The sequence below is a fragment of the Bradyrhizobium vignae genome, assembly GCF_900324035.1.
In the GTDB taxonomy this organism is placed as follows: domain Bacteria; phylum Pseudomonadota; class Alphaproteobacteria; order Rhizobiales; family Xanthobacteraceae; genus Bradyrhizobium; species Bradyrhizobium vignae.
On the sequence record NZ_LS398110.1, the window covers coordinates 5,006,193 to 5,022,691 of the forward strand.

Here is a 16,499-nt window from a genome sequence, read left to right on the forward strand (position 1 = left end):
TCAAATCCCCTCCTTGTGCTGCACCCACCAGGCGCTCATCGCGGCAGCGGATTCGGCGCAGCCGAACCGCGCGCGCCAGCCGAATTCGTCGGCCATCCGCCTGACCGACAGCGGCGCGCGATCCCCGCCATGAAGCTTGATGACGGTCTTCTCTCCGGGAGACACGAGCCGGCACTCCAGCCCGGGATGCAGGGCCGCAAACGCCTCGCCCCATTGCAGCGCCGACCACGCCACGCCGCTGGAGATATTGTAAAGCCGATCGCGCGGCCGCTCGGCCTCGATCAGCAGTGCCACCGCCTCGGCGACGTCCGGCGCATAGGTCCAATCTTTGATTCCAGGAGCTGGCAAGAGCGCCGGTTCGCCGCGGGCGAACGCAGCGAGGATTTGGAACTGGAGGCTCGGCGTATCTCGCACCGAGCCGGGCCGCTCCCAAGGACCGAACACGGCACTCAAGCGCACGCTCAGGAAATCACCGCCAAAGAGCTCGGCATGGCGCGCTACGGAGCGCTCGGAGGTGAATTTGCTGATGGCGTAGAACGAGACGGGATCGCAGGGCGTTTCCTCGTCCAATATCCGGTGACGTTGACCTGCTGCCCCGTAGGCCGACGCCGACGAGAGATTGATGACGCGGCGAACACCATGGCGGATCGCCGCAAGCAGAATGGGAATCTGCGCCATCACGTTGATTTCGAGAACGCGCGCGGGCGATGCCCGTTCGAGGTCATCGCCGGCGGTGACCGCGGCGCCCAGCACGATCGCGTCGCAGCCCTGTGCCATGAGGGCGTCGATGCCTTGCGCGTCGGTGATGTCGCCCTGAACAACCTTGAGCCGCTCGCGGTAGTCGGCCAGCGATCGCTGCGCAGCCGGTGGCAGCGGCGAACGATCATGCAGCGTCACCTCGTGTCCGCGCGCAAGCAGCACCTCGGCAAGATTGAGGCCGACAAACCCGGTGCCGCCGAAGATGACGATCTTCATCGCGAGCGATCCACCGTCACAGCAGTTTTGCTCCGAAATTCCGTTCCGGATCCATGTCGGCGACGAGCCGGCCGGTCGGCTTTGCCGCCTCGCCGCCGCTGCGCGCCAGGAATTTTCCGCCGCCGGCGCTCGCGAGACACTTGTTGCCGTCGATGATCACGCGGCCGCGCGAGAGCACCGATACCGGCCAGCCCTTCAGCTTGCGACCCGAGAACGGCGTGTAGCCGGCGAGATCGTGCATCATCTCGTCGGCAATCGTGACCTCGCGGTTTGGATCCCAGATCGCGATATCGGCATCGGCCCCGACCGCGATCGAGCCCTTGCGCGGATGCAGATTGTAGATTTTTGCCGGCGCGGTCGCGGTCAGCTCGACGAATTTTTCCAGGCCGAGCCGTCCCTTCGACACCATCGCGTCGAACAACAGCGGCAGCCGCAGCTCAAGCCCCGGCAGGCCGTTGGCGACCTGCTTGAAATTGGGATTGGGGCCGGCGCGCAGCTTGCCGGTCTCATCGTAACGATACGGCGCGTGATCGGAGGAGATGGTCTGGAGATCGCCGAGCGAGAGCGCCTGCCACAGCGCCTCCTGGTCGGCATGCGTGCGCGGCGGCGGGCTGCACATCCATTTGGCGCCTTCGGCGCCGGGCTTGTCGAGATCGTGGGCGGTGAGGAACAGATATTGCGGGCAGGTCTCGGCGAACACCTTGAGCCCCTGCCCGCGCGAGTCGCGGATCACCTTGGCGCCTTCGGCGGTCGAGACATGGAAGATCATGATCGGCTGGTCGATCAGCGCGGCCATGCCGATCAGGCGCGTGAACGCTTCCGCCTCCGACACGCGCGCGTGGCTGACGGCGTGATATTTCGGCATGGTGTAGCCGCGCGCAAGCAGCCGCTTCACCATCCAGGCGATGATGCCGTGATTCTCGGCATGCGCACACAGCATCGCGCCGGACTCGCGCGCGGCGAGCAGGATGTCGAGCAAAGGCTCGTCATCGACCTTGAGCCGGTCGTAGGTCATGAAGATCTTGATCGACGCATGGCCCTGCTTCACCAGCGACGGGATGTGCTCCTCCACCGTCTCCCTGGTCGCATCCGCGATGATCATGTGAAAGGCGTAGTCGATCACCGCACCCTTCTTCGCCAGCGCGTGATAATCCTCCACCACCCGTGGCAGCTTCATCCCGACATGCTGGGCGGCGAACGGGATCACCGTGGTGGTGCCGCCGAACGCGGCCGAGACCGTCGCGCTCTCAAAAGTGTCGGCGTTCATGATGCCTGCGGCCGACAACTGCTCGATATGGGCGTGGCTGTCGACGCCGCCGGGCAACACCAGCTTGCCGCGTGCGTCGATCTCGCGCTTGGCCGCCGGAAGCCCGCGGCCGACGGCGGCGATGGTTTCGCCTGATATGGCGACGTCGGCCTCGAAGACGTCGGTCGTGGTCGCGACACGGCCGCCGCGGATGATCAGGTCGTAAGCGGGTTCAGTCATGAGGCACTCCGTGATAGACTCAAGGCACGCAATTGCAATTTCGCAGGAAGACCATGATGTCCCGTCCGCGCATTCTCGTCATCAATCCGAATTCCAATCCTGCGGTCACGCGAGGGCTGGAGGATGCGCTGAAGCCGCTCGATTTCGAAGGCGGGCCGGAGCTGGTCTGCCAGACGCTGGCCGAGGGTCCCTTCGGCATCGAAAGCCAGACGGACGTCGACAGCGTTGCGATGCCGCTGCGAAAGCTCGTCGAAAGCGACAACGGCTCGGCCGCCTTCGTCATCGCCTGCTACAGCGATCCCGGGCTTCAGGTCTGCCGCGAAGGCACCGACCGCCCCGTGTTCGGCATCGCCGAGTGCGGCGTGCTGACGGCGCTTTCCCGCGCCGAGACCTTCGGCGTCATCGCAATTGCGCAGCGTTCGATCGCGCGGCACATGCGCTATCTCAGGCAGATGGGACTGACCGAGCGCCTTGCCGGCGAGCGGCCGCTGAACATGAGCGTTGCGGAAACGGCCTCCGGTGAAGGCACGCTGGCCAAGATGATCGAGGTCGGTCGCGCGCTGCGCGACGAGGACGGCGCCCGCGCCATCGTGATGGGCTGCGCCGGCATGGCGCGCCACCGCCGCCCGCTCGAAGACGCGTTGCGCATTCCCGTGATCGACCCGACACAGGCGGCCGTCACCATGGCGCTGGGTACGGTGCAGTTCTCGGCCCACTAGGCGTCCTTCAGCTCTTTGGCAACTTGGCGCGCGAGCCATTGCGCATGGCTCTCGCGCGTCAAAGCAAACGTATCCCGCTGCGTGGTGTAGAGATTGCCGAACATGCGGCCGATCGGCCGGTAGGCGTCGAGATCGACATACATGTTGGCGGTGTCGACGAGCCCCTCACGCGCGTGCACCCTGAGCACCTCGCCGACCAGGAGCTCACGATCCGGAGAGAAGTTCAGCACGACGTGGCGCCGGCATTCCAGCGCGAAGGGCGCGGCGGCGAGGCGCGGCACCTTCACATCGATCGAGGGAAGCGTCGCAAGCCCGGTCGCGGCGACCTCGCTGTCGCCGGAGGGAAAATCGACGGCGCAGTCGTTCATCGCCACCGACAGCGCCTCATCGACCATGTGCACCACGAACTCGCCGTCGCGATGGATGTTGCGGGTCGTGTCCTTCGGCGAGCGATCCGGCTTGTGCTGGAGCCCGAGCACGATCAGCGCTGGATTCTCCGAGAACACGTTGAAGAAGCTGAACGGCGCGGCGTTGACCGCACCATTCTCGTCCAGCGTCGTGACCAGCGCGATCGGCCGCGGCACGACCACGCCGCAAAGCAGCTTGTAGCGATCGCGCGGATCGAGTTCACGCAGCGGGATGCCCTTGTCCACCATCGGCCTCACGTCTCCGGCGGCGGCACCGCGCCGGTCTGGCTGGTGATCAGGCCATAATGCTCGACGCGGCGGTGCCGCGCGAAATCGAAAATCGTTGTCTTGCCGAAGGTGGTGGCGTCGAGGTCGCACGCGTGGACCAGAACCTCGTCGTCCTCGGTCTTGGCTTCGGCGACGATCTCGCCGTTGGGATCAACGATCAGGCTGCCGCCGAACAGCGGGTGGCCGTCCTCGACGCCGGCCTTGGCCACCGCGACCACCCAGGTCGAGTTCTGGTAGGCACCGGCCTGCACCGAGAGGCGGTTGTGGAACAGGCGCTTCTCGACGCCCTCCTCGCTTCTTTCCGCATTCACGGAAGGCGTATTGTAGCCGATCAGCACCATCTCGACGCCCTGCAAGCCCATGACCCGATAGGTCTCCGGCCAGCGGCGATCGTTGCAGATGGCCATGCCGATGATACCGCCCAGCGTACGCCAGACGTTGAAGCCGAGATCGCCCGGCTCGAAATAGCGCTTCTCCAGATGCTGATGCGAGCGCTTGGTGTCGTACTCGACGTGACCGGGCAAATGGACCTTGCGGTATTTGCCGATGATATTGCCGGATTTATCCGTGAGGATCGCGGTGTTGAAGTGATGGCCGTCTGGCGTCAGCTCCGCATAGCCGAAATTCATCGCCATCCCGTGCTGCGCCGCACGCTCGAACAGCGGCTTCGTCGCCGTGTTCGGCATCTCGCGCTCGAACCAGATGTCGAACTCGGAGCGATCCTCCACGTACCAGCGCGGGAAGAACGTCGTCAGCGCCAACTCAGGATAGACGATGAGGTCGGCACCCTTGCTCTTGGCCTCGTCCATCAGCGCGATCATGCGCTTGACCACGGCCTCGCGGCTGTCGGCCCTCTGGATCGGGCCCATCTGGGCGGCAGCAACATTGACGATACGCATCAGTGAATTCCTGGTGATGTCTTGGTAGAAGATGTCTTGGTAGAAGATGTCTTGGTAGAAGATGTCTTAGGCAGAAGCCACAATTTCAACGATGTGCCGGCGCGCGCAGCTTAACGCAGCATCGCCCGAAATTTCCAGCCTGCGGCGTGCGAGACGGCAAGATACGCTTTGCATGACCTGCATTCACCCGTGCTCCTCGTCAGCAATATCGAGACCGTGGTCGAGCGCATCGAGCAGCAGCGTTGCCTCGCGCTCGGAGATCACCAGCGGCGGTGCCAGGAACAGCGAGGTCTGCTCGCCGCTCGTCCCGATCACCGCACCCGCCTCCAGCGCGCGCTCCGCAACGCGTGAGGCGATCGGCACCTCGGTGGTGTCGGCGTGCCAGGTGCGCCAGTCCGGGCCGTGCAACTCCACAGTCCAGTGCAGTCCCTGCCCCGCGACGCGCCGCACGCTCGGATGCTTTTGCGCGATCGCAAGCAGGCGACCGGTGAACAGCTTCTCCAGGTCTTGCACGTGCTCCAGAATATTGTCGTCGCTGACGACCTTCAAATAGGCGCTGACGGCCGCCATGCTGATCGGATGGCCGCGCAGCGTGCCGTAGTTCTGCCAGCTCGTGCCCTTGAGCCGCTCGACGATGTCCTTGGACACCACGACCGCAGCCACCGCTGCCGCGCCGCCGCCGAGCGATTTGCCGAGAGTGACGATGTCGGGGCGGCTCCGCGCGCCCTGGAACGCGAACCAGCGGCCGGCTCGGCCTGCGCCGGTGACGACCTCGTCGGCGATCCAGTACGAGCCCGCCTGCCGCGCGCAGCGCGCCACCTCGTCCTGATAGGCGCTGTCGTAATAGATGCCTCCTTGCGTGTAATCGATGATCGTCGCCGCCGTGTCCGAGAGCAGACGCGTGGCATCGGCGAGATATTCGCTCGGCGGGGAATTATTGGCCGGCGCGCCATAAATGGCACCATCCGGCGCCGGCAGGATCCGCACCGGCGCCATCGGCGCCGGCAGCTTCGAGCCGCCTGCGTGCACGGCGAGGCCTCCGTGCCATTGCGGCTGCACGGTCATGCTGCGCGACAGGCCGGTGATGCCGTGATAGGCGCGCTCGCGCGTTGCGAGGGCCGAGCGCTGCGTCAGCGCCTGGCAGAGCGACAACGCCATGTCGTTCGCCTCGCTGCCGCTGATGCAGAAGCGGACCGCGCCGACCCAGTCCTCTTCGCCCGCAAAGGCGGTCGCCATCAGATCATCGGCGGCCTGCTCGCGGCCGACCCAGGTCCAGCCTTCGTTGACGACGGGCGTGTCCGCCGCGCGGCGGATCGCCTCCACCATCGCGGGATGGCGATGGCCGAGACCGCCGCCGGTGTTGCTGCCGTCGATCAGCTTGCGGCCGTCGGACAGGTGGAAGTAGACGCCCTCGCCGCCGACCACGGCCATCGGCGCGGCCTCGCCCGCATTCAGCCCGGTTCGCAACAATCTGCTCATCGCGGGTCTCCTTACTCTGCGGCCACGGCGCCGTAACCGCCGCCGCCGCACATCTCGATCGTGACGAGATCGTCTTGCTGCAACACCAGGTTCGATTTGCCGTCGATCGCGATGTTCGCGCCCTGCCTGACCAGCGAGATGCGGCAGGCCCTGCCGGATTCGCCACCCTGCATGCCCCAGGGCGCAATCACCATCCGCTCGATGCAAGTGGTCAGGTGCATCGAGGGCGCGAGGATACGATAGGTGCGGACCGAGCCGTCGCCACCGCGATGGACCCCTGCGCCACCGGACCGCCGGCGGATGGCCTGCTGCTCGAGCCGGATCGCATAATTCGCCTCGATCACCTCGACCGGCGTGTTCGACGTGTTGGACAGATGCACCCGGGTTGCGGAGGTGCCGGCCCGATCGTGCCGCGCGCCTTCGCCGCCGCCATGGACCTCGTAGAGCATCTTCCACGATCCGTTCGGCCGCGGCTCGGCAAAGAACAGCACGCCCGCGGTGGTCGCCCCGCCCGCCGACAGGCGCTCGGGAATGGTGCCCTGCATGGCGCGGAAAATCGCATCGACGATGCGCATGGAGGTCTCGTGGTTGCCGGCGGCAACGGAGGCGGTCCAGCCGGGCTCGAGGATCGAGCCCGGGCGCGTGATGATGGTCAGAGGCCGCAGCGCGCCGGCGTTCTGCTGCATGTCGCGTCCGCTCATGATGCGCGCGGCATAGGCGACAGCCGAGCGCGCCATGAATGGCGTCGTGTTGCAAAAATTGGAGACGCGGTCGCAGCTTTCGGAGAGGTCAAAGATCGCCTCGTCGCCGCGAATGGTGATCTTGACGTGGATACGCGCCGGCGCGTTGTTCGCGCTGCCGTCGTCGAGGTAGTCCTCGCCTTCGTAGACGCCGTCCGGCAGGTCGCGCAACGCCTCGCGCATCTCGATCTCGGAGAGATCGTGCAGGCGCGATTGCGTCGCCACGAAGACGGCCTTGCCATGCTCGCGGCAGAGCTCGATAATGCGCTTTTCGCCGGCTTTGGTCGCCGCGATTTGCGCCAGAAGATCGCCCTCGCAGGATTCGGCGTCGCGGACATTGGCCTTGAGCAGCTGCACGATCGGCAGGTTGAGGCCGGCCGCGGTCGCGATCAGCACCGGCGGAATCCGCATCGCCTCCTGGAACGTGTCGATGGCCTTGGCAAAATAGCTGCCAGGCCAGGTGCCGCCGATATCGGGCCAGTGCGCGAGGCTGACCGCGAAGGCCACGATCTCGCCCTCGAAGAAGACGGGCCGCACGACCTTGACGTCATTGAGATGATTGCCGCCGAGCGCGCCGACATTATAGATCACGACGTCGCCGTCATTCAGGCTGTCGCGCGGCATCACCTTCAGTAACTCCGGGATGGTGTAGGCCATCGCGCCGAGATGGATCGGAATGTCGCGACCCTGCCCGACCAGGCCGCCGTAGCCATCGGTGATCGCCGACGACAGGTCGCCGGCCTCGCGCAGCAGCGGCGAGCGCGCCGAGCGCGTCATCACCAGGCTCATCTCCTCGGCCGCGGCCGAGAGCCCGTGCCTGATAACCTCGACGACGAACGGATCGAGCTTCATGCCGCCCCCCGCGTCAGGAATAGATTGCCGGCGGTATCAGGCTTTGCCTGCCAGCCCGGCGGCACTACCACAGTCGACCACGCATCTTCGATGATGGCCGGACCGCTGACGGTCTCCGTGAGCGCGGCGCGGTCGATGATTGCTGTCGCGATCTCGTGGACGCCGTCGAACGAGCAGCTGCGCGTATCCCTGGACTCCGCCCTCGCTGCCGTGGCCGGCCGGCTCACGACAGTCGTCGATGGGCGGCGGGCCTGAACCCGCACGGATTCAATCACGCAAGGCTCACCGGTCGCATAGCCGAACAGCGCGTGATGCCGCGCCAGGAAATCCAGCTTCAGCCTGGCGAAATCGAGCGGCAGCACGAAAGGCACCGGAATGGCGTCATTCTGCGCGGCATAGCGCATCAAGGCCACCAACTCGACCTGGATCTCCGCCTTCGCAACGCCGTTGGCGAGAAGCGGTGCCGAGGCATCGGCAGTCAAGGCCTCGATTCGCTCCGACACGCGCGCGAAATCGATGCCGTCGAGGGCGGCGCGAAGGGTCTGCTGCTGCAGGAAGCTGAAATCGGCGGTGAGGCAGCCCAGCGCCGAGAACGCACTCGAGGCGCTGGGCACGACGACCTCTGCGATCCCGTAGAGATCGGCGAGACCGGCCGCATGCATCGGGCCGCCGCCGCCGAACGCGAGCAGCGTGCAGTCGCGACCGTCGATGCCGCGCTCGACCGTGACACGGCGGAGCGCGCGGGCCATGGTCGCGTTCGCGACCTTGATGATGCCGAGCGCGGTTTCGGTGAGGCTCAGTCCGAGCGCGCGCGCGATCGGCTCGATGACGCGCTTTGCGGCCGCGATGTCGATCCCGATGCGGTCACCAAGCTTGGTCTCGGGATTGAGATAGCCGAGCACGGCATTGGCATCGGTGATTGTCGGCTCCGTGCCGCCGCGGCCGTAGCAGGCCGGTCCGGGCTCGGAGCCGGCGCTCTCCGGCCCGACCGCCAGGCCGCCGGGACCGTTACGCACGATCGATCCGCCACCCGCGCCGATGGAATGAACCGCGAGCATAGGCTGGCGCAGCGGCTTGTCGCCGAGCATGCGGCCGTCGGTCATCTCGGCCTGCCCATCCACGATGAGGCAGACGTCGGTCGTGGTGCCGCCCATGTCAAATGTCAGCATCCGCGAGGCGCCGAGCTGGCGCGCGATGCTGACGGAAGCCGAGACACCAGCGGCCGGGCCCGACATCGCCATCACCAAGGGCCGTCGCTTCACCGCCGAAATCGGAACCATCGCGCCGGCCGAATGAAACACCTGCAAGCCGGGCCCGATCGGCAGCCGCTGCTCCAACTCGCTCAGATATTCGACCGCGATCGGCATCGCGGCGGCATTGAATACGGTCGCGGAGGTCCGCTCATATTCGCGCGCCTCGGGATTGACCTCGTGCGAGAGCGAGACATGAGCGACGACATCCTTGAGCCGCTCACCCAGCATCTTTTCATGCACCGGATTGGCATAAGCGTGAAGCAGAGCGACCGCGACGCTCTGAACGCCGGTCTCCTTCAGCCAGGCCAGCAGACGCTCGATCTCCGCTTCCTCCAATGCCTTCAGCACCCGGCCCTCGTGATCGAGGCGCTCGGCGAGCCCGAAGCAGCGTTCGGGCGGCACCAAAGGCGGCGATTTCGGCGCAATGTCGAGACGATAAAGATCGCGGCGGCGATAGCGCGCGATCTCCAGCACATCGGCAAATCCTTCGGTCGCCACCAGCGCCACCTTCGGCAGCCGGTTCTCGACGATCGCGTTGGTCACGCGCGTGGTGCCATGGACGAAGCGCTTGACCTCGCTCTTGCGCAGGCCCACCGCCTCGATCGCCTCCAGCATTGCCTGAACCGGCGCCTGTGGGCGCGACGGCACCTTTGCGATCCGGGCCTCTGCGGTATCGCGCCTGATGGCGATGATGTCGGTAAAAGTGCCACCTATGTCGGTGCCGACTTCCCAGTGATTTTCGAAAGCGCTCATGTCTGGAGGTCAGCTACGCGCAACGTCCGAACCGGACGCCGGCTTCTGCCCGTCCATCACCACCTCGAATGCCGAACCGAGAGCGCTCATCATGCATCCCCTGTCATGCCATCGTCTGCGAGCGTGCGACAGAGCCGTGGCCTCCGATAGGGCCAGAGTTGCCGCAGTTCGCTGGGCCAGCAAGCAGCCGGCGCGGCGTACGGCGCAACCTGATGCACGTTTTGGTGCAGCCGTGCCTGCCCAGACGGCACGCGAGCGCGCGCCGTTCCACGCCAGAAACGTGCAGCGCAACACGGATTTCTCTGAGCAAATCGCGATGCCTAATGCACTGCAATCCAAGCGACCAAGATCAGCTGTCTAATTTGCAGGCGATCAATCGGCAGCGCGGGATATCCGCGGTGCCTATCAGCTATGCACGGGAGTCGGCTCAGCCCCTCTTTATTGTAGGATCAGCAAGAGAGCGTCTTGGCAGGATCGGATGATGCGTTGAGAGAAGCGCCGCCGATGCAGGCTGCGATTCTCGTAAGCAGCGGAGCAGCGTCCTCGATCACCCAGATGTCGTTCTTGTTCGCCCAGTCGAGCAGCTCGAGCCGCCGCTCCAGCCCCATGCTGACGCCGAGCGGATATTGATGCGACGGCGTGACCACGATCAGCCGCGCGCGTGGTGCGCGCCGAACTCCCTCCGAGACGACCAGCCCCTTGTCGTCGACCGGTACAGGAACGAGCTTTGCGCCGGCCGCGGTGAGCGCCCATCGCGCCTCGACGAAGCCGGGCTCCTCGATCCAGACCTCATCGCCGGGATCGAGGATCATCCGGCTGCAAAAATCCAGTGCGCCCGATGTGCCGGAGGTGACGACGACCTCTTCCGGCGAGCAAACGAGACCGCGCACCGAGCCGAGGAAGTTCGCGATCTCGCTCCGCAATCGCGGGCAAATGCAGTGGCACGGCCGAGGTCCGGTCGATGTGCATTCCCGCCAGGGATACGCGCTTGCTCGGGTGGCGGCTGTTGTCCATGTCTCGCCCGTCAGGCAACGCAGAAGATCATAACCCGGGTGAGCGAAGCGATACCCAGGACAACCGCGATTGGAGTCCCGGATGTCGCTTCGCTCATCCGGGCTAGCGAACACCACCACTCATCGTCATTCCGGTGCGCGCCAATTGGCGCGCCCCGGACCGACACCGCGTCTTTCGTTACACGCTCGCCTGGGTGACGAACTTCGTGTTGAGATAACCTTCGATCGCCTCGAGTCCGCCTTCGGAGCCGTAGCCGGAATCCTTGATGCCGCCGAACGGCACTTCGGGCAGCGCGAGGCCGTGATGGTTGATCGAGACCATGCCGCTCTCGATGTCGGCACCGATGGCCTGCATCGTCTTGGTCGAGGTGGTGTAGGCATAGGCCGCCAGGCCGTACGGCAGACGGTTGGCTTCGGCCACCACCTCGTCATAGCTACGGAAGGAGGTGATCGGCGCCAGCGGGCCGAACGGCTCCTCGTTCATGATGCGCGCATCGCGCGGCACGTCGGTCAGCACCGTCGGCTCGAAGAAGAAGCCTTCGTTGCCGATGCGCTTGCCGCCGGTCTTGACCTTGGCGCCGCGCTGGACCGCGTCGGAGACGAAGCCTTCCATGGCGTCGACGCGGCGCGGGTTCGCCAGCGGGCCCATACGGGTGTCCTTGTCGAGACCGTTGCCAACCTTGAGGCCCTTGGCCGCAGCGACGAACTTGTCGACGAAGGGCTGGTAGACGCTCTCATGCACCAGGAAGCGCGTTGGCGAGACGCAGACCTGGCCGGCGTTGCGGAACTTGTTGGCCGACAGGATCTTTGCGGCGTTATCGAGGTCGGCATCCGCGAACACGATCGCCGGCGCATGGCCGCCGAGCTCCATAGTGACGCGTTTCATGTGCAGGCCGGCGAGCGCGGCCAGATGCTTGCCGACCGCGGTCGAGCCGGTGAAGCTGATCTTGCGGATGATCGGATGCGGGATGAGATATTCCGACACTTCAGCCGGCACACCGAACACCAGCTGGACGACGCCGGCAGGAATGCCCGCATCCGCATAGGCGCGCACCAGCTCCATGCAACTCGCCGGGGTCTCTTCCGGCCCCTTGACGATGATCGAGCAGCCGGCGGCGAGCGCGGCCGAGATCTTTCGCACGGCCTGGTTGATCGGGAAATTCCAGGGCGTGAAGGCTGCGACCGGGCCGACCGGCTCCTTGGTCACGAGTTGGGAGACATTGCCCATCCGCGGCGGCACGATGCGGCCATAGGCGCGGCGCGCTTCTTCCGCGAACCAGTCGATGAGGTCGCCGGCCAGCATGGTCTCGCCCTGCGCTTCCACCACGGGCTTGCCCTGCTCCATGGTCATCACGGGCGCGATCTCGGCGGCGCGCGAGCGGATGATGTCGGCGGCCTTGCGCATCAGCTTGTAACGGTCGAACGGCGAGGTCTTGCGCCAGATGTCGAAGCCGGCTTTGGCCGCGTCCAGCGCGCGGTCGAGATCCGCGCGCGAGGCGTGCGGGGTCTTGCCGATTGGCTGGCCGGTGGCGGGATTGAGGATGTCCTCCGACTTGCCGGACGACCCATCGGTCCACTCGCCGGCGATGAACATCTGAACTTTCGGGTACATCCTTGCTGTCTCCTGCATGATTTCGGTCGTCGACGGGGTTACTGCCGCCGTTTCGAGCGAGCGCAGAGCTACACCGAAAGGCGGCCGGCGAAAAGGCGTCAATGACGATTGGCCGCAAGGGCATTGCTGATCTGCTGACCCGACCGTATCGAGCCGCAGTTGCGCCTCAAATTCAGGCAGCCAGCGACGACCGCAAGCGCCGCCAGCCAATGATGATGCCGGTGATGGAGAATGCCAGCCCGAGCATACAGAGGCCGACGATCACGACATCACGAATGCGCGGGTGGGCCACTAAGACCGGGAAGTCGAGCGTGTGCAATGCACTGTAAAGCCAGCGGTAGGCGCGCCGCGACGGATCCAGTCTTTGCAGCATGCCGCCATCGGCGCCATCAATGTCGAACCAGAGATCGCCGCCACAGCGCGAGCGGTAGACTGGTGCACCCGGTATTGTGGAGAGCGCGGGGTAGTCGTCGTTATCAGGAAGGACGGACGGTGGGCCGCAGCCGACCGCAAGGCGCGCCGTCAGAGCCTGAATCTCGTGCACATCAAGGAATCCCGTGAGTCCATCCTGCGGCGCATCCCCTCTCCTGATCAAAGTCTGACGGCCGAGGGCAACCCGATCGCGCCGATAGACGTGGCCGCGGAAGGCGAACCATTCCGCCTCGCGAGCCGCCGGAGATATTGGCTGCCGATCGAGCGACGAGGCCTCGCGCCAATCCGGGGCGGCGTTCATTGGGCCGGCCTCTGTCGCGGTCAATTGCCCGCGCGAGAACAGCCGCCCGTGATCCATCGAGAGCCAGCCGCTGAAGATCCAGGTCAGCACGAAGACCGCCGTTGTCAAGCCGAGCAGGTGATGCAAGACGTGCCAGCCACGATAAGGCGAGGAGATTTGCCTCTTGTGAATCCTGATCCGCACGATCCCGAGTACAGCACCCAGCACAGCCGCGATCAGGGCCAGCAGCGATAGCGACCACACCATCCGATCCCATAGCGCCCAGTTGCTTCTCACAACGGTCGGATAGATCCAGTGCAGCACGCTGCCGGCAAGATTCCACCCGCGCTCGCGCCTCGTCGCATCCAAGACGATCTCACCGGTGAGCGACGAGACGTAGACTTCCGTCCCCGCCGCATCGCCGAGGGCCACGCGAAATAGGGGGCGATGACGATCGAAGCCGTTCGGTACGCTCCACTGATCGTAATCCGCACGGCCGACGATCGTCGCATGCGAGGCATCGATCTCGCGCTGGCGTGCATGAGCCTGCGCAACGGCCAGTGCGACATCGGCGGATTTCACCGACGCGTCGCTCCCGTCGGCCGCGCGGATCGCGCGCTGACGCGAGGGACCCGAGACGATGTAGACCGCGCCGTCGCTCCGCTGGATCAGCCGAACACGCGTGGCATCGGCGATCCCGCTCGCCGCAACGGCATCCACGACCGAGATCCTTGCCCCGTCGCGATCCACTGGCGTGAGTCCAGAAAATCGCTCCGCTTCCGTCAGCGACGGAAACGGAACGAAGTGCATCACGATTCCACTCGCGAACCACATCGCGAACAGCAGGCAGAACGCGATCCCGAGCCAGCGATGCGAGAGGACGATCGCGCCCATCATACGCTCAAGGCCTCACCATTTGAACGCCGCCGAGATCTCGTAGGTGCGCGGCGCGCCCAGCAGGATCTGATCGGGATAGAACGGATCGCCCCAGATCGCGTAGCGCTTGTCGGTGATGTTGCGGACACGGAAGGCCAGGCGGGCCTGGTCGACGGCATTGAAGACGGTCTTCGGGATATCGACGAAGGCGTAGACGTCGCCGACCGTGTAGGCGTTCATCGTCACCGTGTTGGCGTCGGTGTTGTAGCGGTCGCCGACATGCCGGCCGACGATGCCGAGCTCTACCGGCCATGGCGTGAAGAACCGGTACGACGCACCGGCATTCGCGACGATGCGCGGCACGTTCGGCGGCGTGTTGCCGGAGAACGAGCCACCGACGAAATTGTAGTCGGCATAGCGCGCATCGACATAGGCGATGTTGCCCCACAGCCGCAGCGGCTCGATCGGTCGCACCGAGGCGGCGAGCTCGACGCCCTTCGATTCCTGCCGCCCGGCGATATTGAGCGCCCGCCCGCCGGCCGCCGCATAGACATTCTTGCGCAGGATGTCGTAGGCCGAGAACGACCATTCCGCCCGGTTGTCCCAGAACAGGTGCTTGACGCCGGTCTCGTAGGTGCGCGCGGTGGTCAGGTCGAGCGGCTGGGTCGGCCCGAGCAGGAAGATGTTGTTGGCCGCGATGTCGGCGCCAGTGGCGTACTGGCTGAAGAAGGTCAGGCCGGGAACGGCCTCCCAGGTGTAGCCGATGCGGCCGGTGACCGGCGCCCAGTCTTTCGTGAAGGGAAAGCCTGCCTTCTCTAACCCGTTCTTGTCGGTCCAGTTGCGGTCGAGCCCGATGTGCTCGACACGCAGGCCGCCGATCAGCGCGAAACTGCGTGTCAGCTTCAACCGGTCCTCGAACGACAGCGCCTCGTTGTCGATGCGCGCGGTCTGCTGCTGCGTCGTGAGCAGACCGTAAAAGCCGCGGTTGGGATCGACCAGCGAAACGGAATCGCCTGGAAAATTTGCCGCGCCCGGCCTTACGAAATCGAGATAGCTCGACGAGAGCGTCGTGACCAGCCGGTTGTCGAAGCCCGCGAGATCGGTGTCCCAGATCAGGTCGGTAATGTTGCCGACCAGACGCTGGCTGTGTGCGACATAGAAGCGCTCGCGATCGACGAGGTTCGTGGTCGAGTTGAACGCCTCGACTTCGTTGTTGAACCAGGTCCGTTCTGCGCCGTAACCATAGGCCTGGCTCTTCAGCGTCAGGTCGGGCGCCAGCTTCAGCTCGAAGCCGCCGCGCAACCACACTTCCTGGGCGACGTTGCGGTTATCGAGGACGTTGTAATTGGTGTTGAAGGTGCGGTCGTCGATCGTGACCGCACCGAGATTGGTGCCGTTGTAGTTCGAGATGTAATTGCCGGACACGATCCCGCTCGTCGCGTGCGAACCGCTGAACGCGACCGGCACCAGCGGCGCGCCCCAATAGGCTTTGGAGCGATCCTCGCGGTACTCGACCGCGCCCCAGATCTTGAGACTGTCGGAGACACGGTAATTGAGCTGGCCGGACGCACTGAGCGTCTTGACGTTTGTGTCGTCGGCGAAGCCGTTGAGCGCGGAACGGCTGATGTCGAAGCGATAGTCGAGCCCCTGCACGTTCGTGCTGCCGCCGGAACCATAATGCGCACGGAACGAATTCAGCGAGTCCCAGGAGAAATCCGCCTCGTTGCGGATCGCTCCGGTATGCGGCTGCTTGGTGACGAAGTTGATCGCGCCGCCCGCGGCGCCCTCGCCCGAGATCAGCGAGGCCGGACCTTTCAGGAATTCCACGGCCTCCAGATTGGCGGTGTCGACGATCCGCGAGGTCATGTTCTGCGGACCGATCTTGATGCCGTTGTAGAGCGTGTTGATCTGGCTGTTGGTGAAGCCGCGCATCGAGAAGGCAGAAGGTTCAGCAGGATTGTCGCCGGAGGTGACGCCGACGGCGCCCTGCGCCACCTCGGACACTGTTCGATAACCCTGCTCGCGCATGGTCTCGGCGGAGATCACCTCGACCGTCGCGGGCGTCTGCCGCACCGTCAGGCCGAGCCGTGACGCACTTTCGGCAACGGCATTGCTGTTGAGCGGCGTTTGCGCCGTCGCATCCGGCGTGGCGGGTTTTGGTGCTGCGGATACAGCCGCCGCCCTGCGCGCTGCCGCGCGACGCGCGCCCGGTGCGTCCCGGGCAGCCGGCTTGCGCGGTTGGGCGGGCGATACCTCGACGGGCGGCAGCGGCTCCCGGGCTTGCTGCGCCAGTGCGGCCGGCAGATCAACAACGGCAAGTAATGTGAATGCGACGGAGGCAAGCGGGAAGCGGCGCGGTCGTACGTTACGGATGGAAGACACGGTATAGGACCTCGGTATGACGTCAGTGGCACGTCACAGCGAACGAGGTCTCA

The 16,499-nt window shown here is 65.4% G+C and carries 12 protein-coding genes; 1 reads left to right on the forward strand and 11 read right to left on the reverse strand.

The genetic code is table 11. The annotated features are described in order from the left end of the window. Positions 1–975 (reverse strand): NAD-dependent epimerase/dehydratase family protein, encoded by a 975-nt coding sequence (locus tag BRAD3257_RS24470; RefSeq protein WP_122403972.1) that lies wholly within the window; start codon positions 973–975, stop codon positions 1–3. A 16-nt stretch (positions 976–991) separates the two neighbouring features. Beyond that, positions 992–2,461 carry a dihydropyrimidinase gene (gene hydA / locus BRAD3257_RS24475; RefSeq protein ID WP_122403973.1) on the reverse strand — a complete coding sequence of 490 codons (1,470 nt, stop codon included), beginning with the start codon at positions 2,459–2,461 and terminating at the stop codon, positions 992–994. A gap of 56 nt (positions 2,462–2,517) precedes the next feature. Here hydA and BRAD3257_RS24480 point away from each other — a divergent pair, with 56 nt between their 5' ends. After that, positions 2,518–3,180 carry an aspartate/glutamate racemase family protein gene (locus tag BRAD3257_RS24480; protein WP_122406739.1) on the forward strand — a complete coding sequence of 221 codons (663 nt, stop codon included), beginning with the start codon at positions 2,518–2,520 and terminating at the stop codon, positions 3,178–3,180. Here the strand turns inward: BRAD3257_RS24480 and BRAD3257_RS24485 are convergent. The 9 genes from BRAD3257_RS24485 to BRAD3257_RS40105 form a co-directional block, all read right to left on the reverse strand. After that, positions 3,177–3,836: a flavin reductase family protein gene (locus tag BRAD3257_RS24485; protein WP_174221588.1), complete on the reverse strand. Its 660-nt coding sequence runs from the start codon at positions 3,834–3,836 to the stop codon at positions 3,177–3,179. The two genes, BRAD3257_RS24480 and BRAD3257_RS24485, sit on opposite strands and share 4 nt — an antisense overlap. 5 nt (positions 3,837–3,841) lie before the next feature. Beyond that, complete coding sequence (locus BRAD3257_RS24490) at positions 3,842–4,774, reverse strand: N-carbamoyl-D-amino-acid hydrolase (RefSeq protein ID WP_122403975.1); 933 nt, start codon at positions 4,772–4,774, stop codon at positions 3,842–3,844. Positions 4,775–4,957: 183 nt separating this feature from the next. Then, positions 4,958–6,253, reverse strand: a complete 1,296-nt coding sequence (locus tag BRAD3257_RS24495; protein WP_162500341.1) for an aminotransferase class III-fold pyridoxal phosphate-dependent enzyme — start codon at positions 6,251–6,253, stop codon at positions 4,958–4,960. Positions 6,254–6,264: 11 nt separating this feature from the next. Further along, a complete protein-coding gene (locus tag BRAD3257_RS24500) occupies positions 6,265–7,845 on the reverse strand; it encodes a hydantoinase B/oxoprolinase family protein (RefSeq protein ID WP_122403977.1) in 1,581 nt (526 codons plus the stop codon). After that, positions 7,842–9,851 carry a hydantoinase/oxoprolinase family protein gene (locus BRAD3257_RS24505; protein WP_122403978.1) on the reverse strand — a complete coding sequence of 670 codons (2,010 nt, stop codon included), beginning with the start codon at positions 9,849–9,851 and terminating at the stop codon, positions 7,842–7,844. The genes BRAD3257_RS24500 and BRAD3257_RS24505 overlap by 4 nt, the downstream gene beginning before the upstream one ends. Before the next feature lie 449 nt (positions 9,852–10,300). Further along, complete coding sequence (locus BRAD3257_RS24510; protein ID WP_244607682.1) at positions 10,301–10,774, reverse strand: aminotransferase class I/II-fold pyridoxal phosphate-dependent enzyme; 474 nt, start codon at positions 10,772–10,774, stop codon at positions 10,301–10,303. A 268-nt stretch (positions 10,775–11,042) separates the two neighbouring features. Next, positions 11,043–12,476, reverse strand: a complete 1,434-nt coding sequence (locus BRAD3257_RS24515; RefSeq protein WP_174221589.1) for an NAD-dependent succinate-semialdehyde dehydrogenase — start codon at positions 12,474–12,476, stop codon at positions 11,043–11,045. 172 nt (positions 12,477–12,648) lie between these two features. Next, positions 12,649–14,085, reverse strand: a complete 1,437-nt coding sequence (locus BRAD3257_RS24520) for a PepSY domain-containing protein (RefSeq protein ID WP_122403980.1) — start codon at positions 14,083–14,085, stop codon at positions 12,649–12,651. 12 nt (positions 14,086–14,097) lie between these two features. Then, positions 14,098–16,446: a TonB-dependent receptor gene (locus tag BRAD3257_RS40105; protein WP_162500342.1), complete on the reverse strand. Its 2,349-nt coding sequence runs from the start codon at positions 16,444–16,446 to the stop codon at positions 14,098–14,100. Positions 16,447–16,499 lie beyond the last annotated feature (53 nt).

Bases quoted from the DNA above. Each gene is read 5' to 3' on its own strand.
- BRAD3257_RS24515 (WP_174221589.1), bottom strand. From the start codon at position 12,476: ATGTACCCGAAAGTTCAGATGTTCATCGCCGGCGAGTGGACCGATGGG.
- BRAD3257_RS24495 (WP_162500341.1), bottom strand. From the start codon at position 6,253: ATGAGCAGATTGTTGCGAACCGGGCTGAATGCGGGCGAGGCCGCGCCG.
- BRAD3257_RS24490 (WP_122403975.1), bottom strand. From the start codon at position 4,774: ATGCGTATCGTCAATGTTGCTGCCGCCCAGATGGGCCCGATCCAGAGG.
- BRAD3257_RS24500 (WP_122403977.1), bottom strand. From the start codon at position 7,845: ATGAAGCTCGATCCGTTCGTCGTCGAGGTTATCAGGCACGGGCTCTCG.
- hydA (WP_122403973.1), bottom strand. From the start codon at position 2,461: ATGACTGAACCCGCTTACGACCTGATCATCCGCGGCGGCCGTGTCGCG.
- BRAD3257_RS24470 (WP_122403972.1), bottom strand. From the start codon at position 975: ATGAAGATCGTCATCTTCGGCGGCACCGGGTTTGTCGGCCTCAATCTT.
- BRAD3257_RS24480 (WP_122406739.1), top strand. From the start codon at position 2,518: ATGTCCCGTCCGCGCATTCTCGTCATCAATCCGAATTCCAATCCTGCG.
- BRAD3257_RS24505 (WP_122403978.1), bottom strand. From the start codon at position 9,851: ATGAGCGCTTTCGAAAATCACTGGGAAGTCGGCACCGACATAGGTGGC.
- BRAD3257_RS24485 (WP_174221588.1), bottom strand. From the start codon at position 3,836: ATGGTGGACAAGGGCATCCCGCTGCGTGAACTCGATCCGCGCGATCGC.
- BRAD3257_RS24520 (WP_122403980.1), bottom strand. From the start codon at position 14,085: ATGATGGGCGCGATCGTCCTCTCGCATCGCTGGCTCGGGATCGCGTTC.